The organism is Agrobacterium sp. LAD9 (assembly GCF_003031125.1).
Classification (GTDB): Bacteria; Pseudomonadota; Alphaproteobacteria; order Rhizobiales; family Rhizobiaceae; genus Agrobacterium; species Agrobacterium radiobacter.
Genome location: NZ_PHGS01000020.1, coordinates 1 through 9666 on the forward strand (window position 1 = coordinate 1; position 9666 = coordinate 9666).

The following is a 9666-nucleotide window of genomic DNA, read 5'->3' on the forward strand; positions in this document are numbered from 1 at the left end:
AAGCCTTATTCTTTATCTCAGGCACACCTATCGGAGCATTTCGACCCGACCAAGTGAAATAGCGACAAACCTATGGAACGCAATCACCTACAGCGTAGTTTTTACTAGATTTTGCAGGAAAATGGCGTCCACGAGAGGATTCGAACCTCCGACCCCAGGATTCATACCGCTTCGGCTTTCGCCGCCGTCCCGCCGTTGCCGGGCAAGACGTTCGTGGTCTGGACTGTCCCTTCACCATGGGCCATCGAGGCCTTTAGGTGCTGCCCATCCAGTCTCTACACCTTCACCGGATTTCTCCGGAGCTTGGCTCGGGATTGGCATGCTGGAAGACCAGCGAAGCTTTCCCCGACTTTGAGCAGATCGATTGCGTCGTTTCCGGGCGCAACCCCCAATTTGTCTTAGGAATCCTGTGCTCTATCCTGCTGAGCTACGTGGACACTGAATTGCTCTTTAACCCGGCGATGCCCGCGGATCAACCGCGTTCTTTATCGCGGTTGATCTCGTCCTCGGCTTTCTTCACTTCCGCCGGCAATCAGCTCGCCAGGCGCTGTTCAGCCAGTTTCACCCAATAGGAAATGCCGTAGGCGATGGCGTCATCGTTGAAATCATAACCGGCATTGTGGAGGCCTGCCGAATCGCCGTTGCCGATGAAGATGAAGCAGCCCGGTCTTTCCTTCAGCATGAAGGAGAAATCTTCACCCGCCATGGAAGGATCGACATCGGCGTCGACATTCGGTTCGCCCGCCACATCGCGGGCAACAAGGATGGCGTGGTCGGTCTCGGTGGCGTGGTTGAAGGTCACCGGGCAATAACGCTCGTAGACGACTTCCGCTTCCGCTCCGTTGGCAAGGGCAATGCCTTCCGCCATCTGCTTGATGCGATCCTGCGCCAGATCGCGCACCGTTTCATCCAGGCTGCGCACCGTGCCGGCGATCAAGGCCTCGTTGGGGATGATGTTGTGGCTGGAACCGGCGTGAAAACGGGTGACGGAGACGACGACGGAACGGATCGGATCGGCGTTGCGGGAGGCGATCATCTGCAGGTTGCCGACGATCTGCGCGCCGATGGTAATCGGATCGATGGTGCGGTGCGGCTGGGCCGCGTGGCCGCCGCGGCCCTTGACCGTGATCGAGAACTTGTCGGGTGCCGCCATGATACCGCCCTTGCGGATGGCGAAGGCGCCAAGCGGAATGCCCGGCATATTGTGCATGCCGTAGACCTCGTTGATGCCGAAACGCTCCATCAGGCCGTCCTCGACCATGGCAAGCGCGCCGGCACCTCCTTCTTCCGCCGGCTGGAAGATGACGGCGATGGAGCCGGCGAAGTTGCGGGTCTCGGTGAGATATTTGGCCGCGCCAAGCAGCATGGCCGTGTGGCCATCATGGCCGCAGGCATGCATGGCGCCCGCGGTTTTGGAGGCCCAGGGCTTGCCGGTTTCCTCCAGAATTGGGAGGGCGTCCATATCCGCCCTGAAGCCGATGGTGCGATTGCCCGGAAGATTGCCCCTGATGATGCCGACCACACCTGTGCGACCGAGACCGGTCACGATTTCGTCAACGCCGAAAGATTTCAGCTTCTCCGCAACGAAGGCTGCGGTGTTGTCGACATCATACAAAATCTCGGGATTTTCATGCAGGTGATGCCGCCATTCGCTGACTTCCTGCTGGAGTTCGGCGGCTCTGTTCAAAATCGGCATTCGTTCATTCCTGGGTTCATCGGTACGGCGTGTCGTAAAATCCTATCCTCCGTGGTGGATAGTGCGCCGCATAATTGACGTAATCAATGTACTTTGCCATTGCTAGGACATATATGGTGAATATTGCCATTCCCCGACCGAAGACGGGAATTCGAGGACTAGCCTTGCCACAGACTTTTAAATCGCCAAACGCCGCCCTGCGGCTCTCCGCAGCCGTTGCCATCATGACCGCAGGCCTCGTGGCCGTGGCGCCCGTGGCAAATGCCAATCCGAAAATGGTGGTCGATGTCAAAACCGGCAAGGTGATTTCCCACCAGGAAGCCTTCCGCAAGTGGTATCCCGCTTCGCTGACCAAGCTGATGACCGCCTATATCGCCTTTTCACAGATGAAGGCCGGCAAGATCAGCCCGCAGACGGAAGTGGTGATGAGCAAGAAGGCCGCCGACCAGCCGGCCTCGAAAATGTATTTCAAGCCGGGCCAGAAGCTGACGATGGACAGCGCCTTGAAGCTGCTGCTCATCAAATCCGCCAATGACATCGCCGTGGCGATCGCCGAGACCATCGGCGGCACCAGCGACAATTTCGTGGCGCAGATGAATGCGCAGGCGCAGCGGCTGGGCATGAGCTCGACCCGTTACATCAATGCCAATGGCCTGCCCGGCAAGGGACAATATACGACCGCCCGGGATCTGGCGCTGCTGGCGCTGATCATCAAGCGGGAATTCCCGGAATATGCCCATTATTTCTCGCTGGAGGGCGTCAGCACCGGCAAGAAGAATTACGCCAACTTCAACATGCTGGTTGGCCGCTTTGATGGCGCTGACGGCATGAAGACCGGCTTCATCTGTGCCTCCGGCTTCAACCAGGTATCGTCAGCCGTGCGCAATGGCCGCTCGGTCATCACGGTCGTGCTCGGCGCGGACAGCCTTGCCGGGCGCACCGACCAGTCGGCCGATCTGCTGCAGATGGGGCTGACTGCGCCTTCCGGCCAGGGTGTTTCGCTTGCCTCGCTGGCGCCCTATGGCGATACCGGCGACGTGAATGATGTCAGCGCCGAGATCTGCAATCCGAAGGCTGCCAAGGTACGCAGCGAAAGCCGCGACGAGGCTGGCCGCATGGTCATCCATTCGCCCTACGTGCAGGAAATGACCCGCCCGCCGGAATATTCCTTCGCCGGTCTCATTCCGGGCAGCGAGACGGTGGCGGTGAATGCCGCCAAGGGAGCTGGCAAGGGTGAACTCGCGAACGTGCCGATCCCGATCCCGCGCCCGACATTCTGATCGTCGGTGGTGGCCTTGAGGGGCCAGTGCCGGGGTGGCGATGCACTTTGTGTATTCGCAGGCCAATGATGTTATGATATTACAATGTCGCTCGTGGCTTCCAGCCTCGGGCGATTTCTTTTAGCTCCATGCGGCTCCGGGTTTCGCGTCGTCCAGTGACCGGCCGGAGCGGCCATCAACATACAGGCAAGTCATGTCTCGCGATCGCATCCCGGTTTCCATCATCACCGGATTTCTCGGCGCCGGAAAATCGACGCTGCTCAACCGGCTTCTCAAGGATCCCGCGATGAGCGATGCGGCGATCATCATCAATGAATTCGGCGATGTCAGCATCGATCACATGCTGGTCGAAAGCGCGGGCGAGGGCATCATCGAACTGGCGGAGGGTTGCCTCTGCTGCACGGTGCGCGGCGAGCTGGTGGATACGCTGGCGGAACTGATGGATGGTATCCAGACAGGCAAGCTGAAGCCGGTAAAACGGGTGGTCATCGAGACCACGGGTCTTGCCGATCCCGCCCCCGTCATGCAGTCGGTCATGGGCAACCCCGTTATCGCACAGAATTTTGTGTTGAACGGCATGATTACGGTGGTGGATGCCGTGAATGGCCTTTCCACTCTGGATAACCATCAGGAGGCGGTGAAACAGGCGGCCGTGGCCGACCGTCTGGTGATGACCAAGCGCGCTCTTGCCGATGCCGCCACGATTTCCGCGCTGACAGCCCGCCTCCAGATTCTTAATCCGCGTGCGACAATTGAGGATGGTGACAAAACCGACTGGAGCGCTGCGGGGCTTCTCGACAACGGCCTTTACGATGCCGGCAGCAAGAATGCCGATGTCGGCCGCTGGCTGGGCGAAGAGGCGGCAGACGATCACCACCATGACCATGACCATGACCATGATCATCACCACCATCATGACGACAACGACGACCATCACCATCATCACGATGTGAACCGGCACGACGCATCCATCCGGTCCTTCTCGATCATCCACGACCAGCCGGTCAGCCCGATGGCGATCGACATGTTCGTGGATTTGCTGCGCTCGGCGCATGGTGAAAAGCTCCTGCGCATGAAGGCGATCGTCAAGCTGTCGGATAATCCGGGCCGGCCGCTGGTGCTGCATGGGGTGCAGAATATTTTCCACACGCCCGAGCGCCTCGCGGCCTGGCCGGACCCGGCCGATCAGCGTACGCGCATGGTGCTGATTACGAAGGATTTGCCGGAAGCCTTCGTAAAGGACCTGTTCGCCGCCTTTACAAGTGCACCGGGCATTGACCGGCCGGACAGGCAGGCGATGACGGATAATCCGTTGGCGGTTTCCGGGTTGCGGTTTTAGGTCGCGCCGTGATGGCCTAGGTCGATGGGTGTAGTTCACCCCCTCTGTCCTGCCGGACATCTCCCCCTCAAGGGGGAGATCGACTTGCGGCTAGGTCTCGCCCATCTTAACCGTTGCGAATGTAGTGGCGACGGCGCATCCTGCTGATCTCCCCCCTTGAGGGGGAGATGCCCGGCAGGGCAGAGGGGGGTGAACCACCGGCGACACCGTCAAATGTCGGTTTCCCCGCCCTTCACAATTCGAAACCGATGCCCCTTATCCAGCGCAGTGGTCTCAACCAGACTATGCCCATCTTCATTGCACATATGGGTAATATCGATCACCGCCAGCGGATCGGTCGTCTCGACGGTCAGAACATCGCCCCTCTTCAGGGTTGCGAGTTTCTTGCGGCTTCTCAAAACCGGAAGGGGGCATTTAAGCCCCCTTAAATCATAAACGATATCGGCCGTTTCGCTCATTCCTTGGCCCAGAACTTCCAGAACGGCTTCTTTTCCGGCGCTTCCGGTGCCGGTGCGGCGGAATAGGCAAGCGGGTTCATGGCCGGAACGGGGACGCTCTGGGCGGCAGCTCCGGTCTGACCGGCTGCGGCCGGGGTGGCCGAGGCAACCATCGTCGGTGCCGCGGGTGCCGGGTTCGATTGCGGAGCAGCGGGCTGGACGGCCGAAGGACGCGGGCCGCGCAGGGCCGAGGCGGTTGCGGTTGTGGCCGGTGAGGACGACGTCACCTGCTGCGCCTTCTTCTCCATCAGCGCGGCATATTCCGTTTCCTTCATCAGCTTGCCGGCTTTCAGCGCCGAGCCGGTCGGCGCATAGGCGGGTTCGCGGCCCTTGCGCTTTTCGGCAACCAGCGCCTTGCGCTCCGCCTCGCTCGGGTCGTACCAGGCCATGCCGTCATATTTCTTCATCGCCGTTGCATAGGCGAGATCGTAGGTCTTTTCGTAGCTCGAAAGCGCGCTTGCGAGTGCCGGCGGCGTGCTCATCGGCGGGCACTGGGCGGCGGCATTGAAACTGCCGCCTTCGGTCTGCTGGTTGAAGACATATTTCTTCTCGCAGACATTCACTTCCGGGGGGCGCTTGGTGACTTCGAAATTGTCGTAACCGACCTTCAGCATCTTCCAGAATTGGAGATGCTCGCTCTGGCGATGGCGAGCCATGTTTTCCGCCGTCATGCGGAAGGGGAAGGCCTGCAGCTGCACGGTTTTCTGGCCGCCCTTGAAGGCGTCGCGCGCGAAACCGTAGATTTCAAGAATCTGTGCATCCGTCATCGAATAGCAGCCAGAGGACGAGCAGGCGCCATGGATCATCAGATTGGTGCCGTTGCGGCCATTGGCGGCATCGTAACGGTTCGGGAAACCGGTATTGATGGCGAGATAATATTTCGAATTCGGGTTCAGATGAGCGGGAGTGAGGTTGTAGAAACCTTCCGGCGCCTGCCGGTCACCCTCTTTCACCTTGGGGCCGAGTTTGCCGGACCATGCGCAAATCTCGTAGCCGGCGATCTTCTCGAAACGGTTGTCGCGCCTGGCTTTCCAGATCTCCAAGGCGCCTTCTTCCTTGAAGATGCGGATCATGATCGGCGAGGTACGGTCCATGCCCCTTTTGTCGATCTCGGCCAGAATGGACGGAGACAGCGGGTAATCGACCTTGTTCTTGACGTGGGAGACGTCGCGCTCAACGGTTTCGAGCGTATCGTTGCAGCCGGCAAGAACGAGCGCGGTGCAGGCAAGAAGTGCAAAATGTGTCAAACGCATGATCTGATCCGAAAGACGATGGCACGAAGCGGCGGCAGTTCTACACCGTCCCGTGTGTATTTTAAATACGGTATTAACCGTTTACATCTTCTTAACTCAAATCGGATCCGCCCCCGCGGCCGCCGATACATCTTTTGATGTGACCGGACTATGGCCGAGTTGGGGCGATATTCAAGGAAAATAAGGCCGGGCTTAAAGGTTCCGGCCGATATCCAGGAATTTCTGGCGGCGTTCGGCGCGCAGCTGTGTGCCGGAACGCTGGGAAAGATCGGCCAGAGCCTTGGCGATGACGTCACCGGTTGCATTGATGACGGTTTCCGGGGCGCGATGCGCGCCGCCGATCGGCTCCGGAATGATTCCGTCGATGACGCCGAGCGACTTCAGATCTTCCGAAGTGATCTTCATATTGGTCGCGGCTTCCTTGGCGCGGGTCGAATCGCGCCAGAGAATGGAGGCGGCACCTTCCGGCGAGATCACCGAATAGATCGCATGTTCGAGCATGTAGACGCGGTTGCCGGTGGCGATCGCGATTGCGCCGCCCGAACCACCTTCGCCGATGACGACGGAGACGATCGGCACCTTCACGTTGAGGCACATTTCCGTCGAGCGGGCGATGGCTTCGGCCTGGCCGCGCTCTTCAGCGCCAACGCCGGGATAGGCGCCAGCCGTATCGATGAGGGTGACGACCGGCAGCGAGAAACGGTCGGCCAGTTCCAGCACGCGGATCGCCTTGCGGTAACCCTCCGGGCGCGGGCTGCCGAAATTGTGCTTCAGGCGGCTTTTGGTGTCGTTGCCCTTTTCCTGGCCGATGATGGCGATGGGCTGGCCGTTAAAACGGGCAAGGCCCGCCTGAATGGCGGCGTCTTCGGCAAATTTGCGGTCACCGGCGAGCGGCGTGAAATCCGTGAACAGCGCTTTGGCGTAATCGACGAAATGCGGACGCTGCGGATGGCGCGCGACCTGCGTTTTCTGCCAGGCGTTCAGCTTGGAATAGATGTCCTGCATCGCGTCGTTGACGCGCGATTCCAGGCGGTTGATCTCCTCCGAGGTGTCTATGCTCTCGTCTTCATCGGCAAGCTTCTTCAGCTCGATGATCTTGCCCTCAAGGTCCGAGATAGGTTTTTCGAAGTCGAGATAATTGTGCATGAGATCCGTTTCCGATCGTTGCGCAAGGTTTGACCGGATTATCCGGCGGTTCCGGTCGCTCTAATCAAGGTTTTTGCCCTGTTTGGCAAGGGGGTGATGTGTTTGTACCAGCTCTTGCAGGCGTTCTTCCAGCACATGTGTATAGATTTGTGTCGTTGAAATGTCGGAATGGCCGAGCAGTTCCTGCACCGCGCGCAGATCCGCACCGTTCTGCAGAAGGTGGCTGGCAAAGGCGTGACGCAGGACATGCGGCGATATCACGGACGGGGTCAGACCCGCGCGAATGGCGATGTCCTTAAGGTCGCGGGCGAAGACCTGGCGGGGTAGGTGCCCTTGCCTGCTGCTGGAAGGAAAGAGCCATGGGCTCTCCGTGGCTTCGGCTTTTTTCGGCGCCTTGTCTTTTTCCTGCACGAGCGCCTTTCGGGCTGCCTCGTATTTTTCCATCGCCTCGATGGCGGCACGGGAAAGAAGAACCATGCGGTCCTTGTTGCCCTTGCCGCGGATCATCAGGAAGCGGCCTTCCTGGCGCAGCACCTTGACGGGCAAGGACACGAGTTCGCTGACACGCATGCCGGTGGCATAAAGCAGCTCAAGCAGCAGATGCATGCGGATGCGGGCAAGCTGGCCGGGACCTGCGGTTGCAGCCTCTTGCGCCGCGAGCCCAAGTAGCCTGTTCACATCGGCGACGCTCATCGTTTTCGGCAGGGCGAGGCCTTTCTTGGGCGCATCGATGATGCCGGTCGGGTCGTCACCGCGCAGCCCTTCCGAATAAAGAAAGCGATAAAATTGCCGCATGGAGGAAAGGCGTCTTGCCTGCGAGGTTGCGGCAAAGCCCTGAGCGGAAAGGTGGGTCAGATAGGCGGAAAGGTCTGGTGTCGCGGCATCGGTCAATGACTGGCCGCGGTGGCTGAGAAATTCACGCAGATCGACAAGGTCGCGCTCATAGGAAGAGAGCGTGTTGGCGGCGGCGCCGCGCTCGGCGCTCATCATTTCCAGAAAACTTTCGAGCCGCGCGCCGTCGCGCCCTGTCGTCGGTTGCCCGCTCATGGGGTGCGCCTTGCCGGTTCTGTCGCCGGCGGGTTCAGCCGCTCGGAGGGGATGCGCACCGTCACCTCGCGGTCGCGCGGCTTGACGACCATGACGAGCAGCACCATGCCGCCATAGATCAGCCCCGCGATGGTCGCCAGTATCATCGTGAAGCGGAAGAGGGTGGGCATGGCGGCTCCGTAAGGGTGGCGGTCGAAATCTATATGCGGTGCGGCGAAAGCGGCGACAAGATCAAAATGGCCGCTCCGCCCCGTGCCGCATGCGGCGATGATTGTGATTCACCGCAATTCAGTCAGCAATTTGGCTTGACGCTTCGTAAACATTTGCAGATATCCATGCCAAACGGGCTTTCAAATTTATGAATGAAACGAATTTATCCGTCCCGGCCACACTCGGGGAGCAAGCGCGGGCAAAGCTCGGACGGCGCAACATCGTCTTCGTCGGGCTGATGGGGGCTGGAAAGTCGGCGGTGGGCCGCATGGTCGCCCAGCAGCTCAAGGTTCCGTTCATTGATACGGATGTCGAAATCGAGCGCGTATCGCGCATGACGATATCGGAACTTTTCGCCACCTATGGCGAAGAGGAGTTCCGGGCGCTGGAAACGCGGGTCATCAAGCGCCTGCTGCGCGGAGGCCCCAAGGTCATCTCCACCGGCGGCGGCGCCTTCATCAACGACAATACCCGCCGGCACATTACGCGCGGCGGCATTTCATTTTGGCTGAAGGCCGATCTCGAGGTGTTGTGGGAAAGGGTCAACAAACGCGACCACCGTCCGCTTCTCAAGACCGAAAATCCCAAGGCCACCCTGGCGGCGCTGATGGAGAAGCGCTACCCGATTTATGCGGAAGCGGACATGACCATCGAATCCCGTGATGTCCGCAAGGAAATCATCGTGACCGAAGTGTTGACCGCCATAGCCGGCATCGAACAGAAAGACTGACACCATGACGCCTTCCGAAATCCACGCCGATGAACGTCTCGTCCATGTGCCGCTCGGCGAGCGCGCCTATGACATTCTGATCGGGCCTGGCCTGATCGGCCGGGCGGGCGGCGAAATTTCGGCGCGGCTGAAGGGCAGGCGCGCGGCGATCATCACCGATGAGCACGTCGCGCCGCTTTATCTCGAAGGCCTGATGGATGGCCTGCAGACTGATGGCATCGAGGCCGTTTCGCTCACCCTGCCGGCTGGCGAAAAGACCAAGAGCTTCGAGCATCTGGTCACCGTCTGCGATGCGGTTCTGGCGGCAAGAGTGGAGCGTAACGATGCGGTGATCGCACTCGGCGGCGGCGTTATCGGCGATCTCGCCGGTTTTGCGGCGGGCATCGTGCGTCGCGGCGTGCGCTTCGTGCAGATACCGACCTCGCTGCTGGCGCAGGTCGATTCTTCCGTCGGCGGCAAGACCGGCAT

At 60.0% G+C, this 9666-nt stretch carries 10 protein-coding genes; 4 read left to right on the forward strand and 6 right to left on the reverse strand.

Features of this window, described 5'->3' with window-relative positions; all coding sequences use genetic code 11:
- Positions 1–532: 532 nt before the first annotated feature.
- On the reverse strand, positions 533–1696 hold the full coding sequence (locus tag DA915_RS20725; protein WP_080864763.1) for a M20 aminoacylase family protein: 1164 nt from the start codon (positions 1694–1696) through the stop codon (positions 533–535).
- Between the two features lie 224 nt (positions 1697–1920).
- Here DA915_RS20725 and DA915_RS20730 point away from each other — a divergent pair, with 224 nt between their 5' ends.
- Complete coding sequence (locus tag DA915_RS20730) at positions 1921–2976, forward strand: D-alanyl-D-alanine carboxypeptidase family protein (RefSeq protein WP_049832333.1); 1056 nt, start codon at positions 1921–1923, stop codon at positions 2974–2976.
- 193 nt (positions 2977–3169) lie between these two features.
- Positions 3170–4315, forward strand: a complete 1146-nt coding sequence (locus DA915_RS20735) for a GTP-binding protein (protein ID WP_107677179.1) — start codon at positions 3170–3172, stop codon at positions 4313–4315.
- A 209-nt stretch (positions 4316–4524) separates the two neighbouring features.
- On the opposite strand, the gene DA915_RS20745 is transcribed toward DA915_RS20735, so the two are convergent.
- The 5 genes from DA915_RS20745 to DA915_RS20765 all read right to left on the reverse strand — a co-directional run bounded on the left by DA915_RS20745 (position 4525) and on the right by DA915_RS20765 (position 8428).
- Positions 4525–4773, reverse strand: coding sequence for a sulfurtransferase TusA family protein (locus tag DA915_RS20745; protein ID WP_107677180.1), 249 nt, complete (start codon positions 4771–4773; stop codon positions 4525–4527).
- The gene (locus DA915_RS20750) at positions 4770–6065 is read right to left on the reverse strand and encodes a L,D-transpeptidase family protein (RefSeq protein WP_107677181.1); all 1296 of its coding nucleotides are present in this window, start codon (positions 6063–6065) and stop codon (positions 4770–4772) included. Before DA915_RS20750 ends, DA915_RS20745 begins: the two co-directional genes overlap by 4 nt.
- Before the next feature lie 192 nt (positions 6066–6257).
- A complete protein-coding gene (locus tag DA915_RS20755; RefSeq protein WP_107677182.1) occupies positions 6258–7211 on the reverse strand; it encodes an acetyl-CoA carboxylase carboxyltransferase subunit alpha in 954 nt (317 codons plus the stop codon).
- 60 nt (positions 7212–7271) lie between these two features.
- On the reverse strand, positions 7272–8258 hold the full coding sequence (gene xerD / locus DA915_RS20760) for a site-specific tyrosine recombinase XerD (protein WP_107677183.1): 987 nt from the start codon (positions 8256–8258) through the stop codon (positions 7272–7274).
- Positions 8255–8428 (reverse strand): hypothetical protein, encoded by a 174-nt coding sequence (locus DA915_RS20765; RefSeq protein WP_003509868.1) that lies wholly within the window; start codon positions 8426–8428, stop codon positions 8255–8257. The genes xerD and DA915_RS20765 overlap by 4 nt, the downstream gene beginning before the upstream one ends.
- Positions 8429–8616: 188 nt before the next feature.
- On the opposite strand from DA915_RS20765, the gene DA915_RS20775 reads away from it, so the two are divergent.
- Positions 8617–9198, forward strand: coding sequence for a shikimate kinase (locus DA915_RS20775; protein ID WP_003509869.1), 582 nt, complete (start codon positions 8617–8619; stop codon positions 9196–9198).
- Positions 9199–9202: 4 nt separating this feature from the next.
- A partial coding sequence (locus DA915_RS20780; protein ID WP_153064592.1) for an iron-containing alcohol dehydrogenase occupies positions 9203–9666 on the forward strand: 464 nt, incomplete at its 3' end.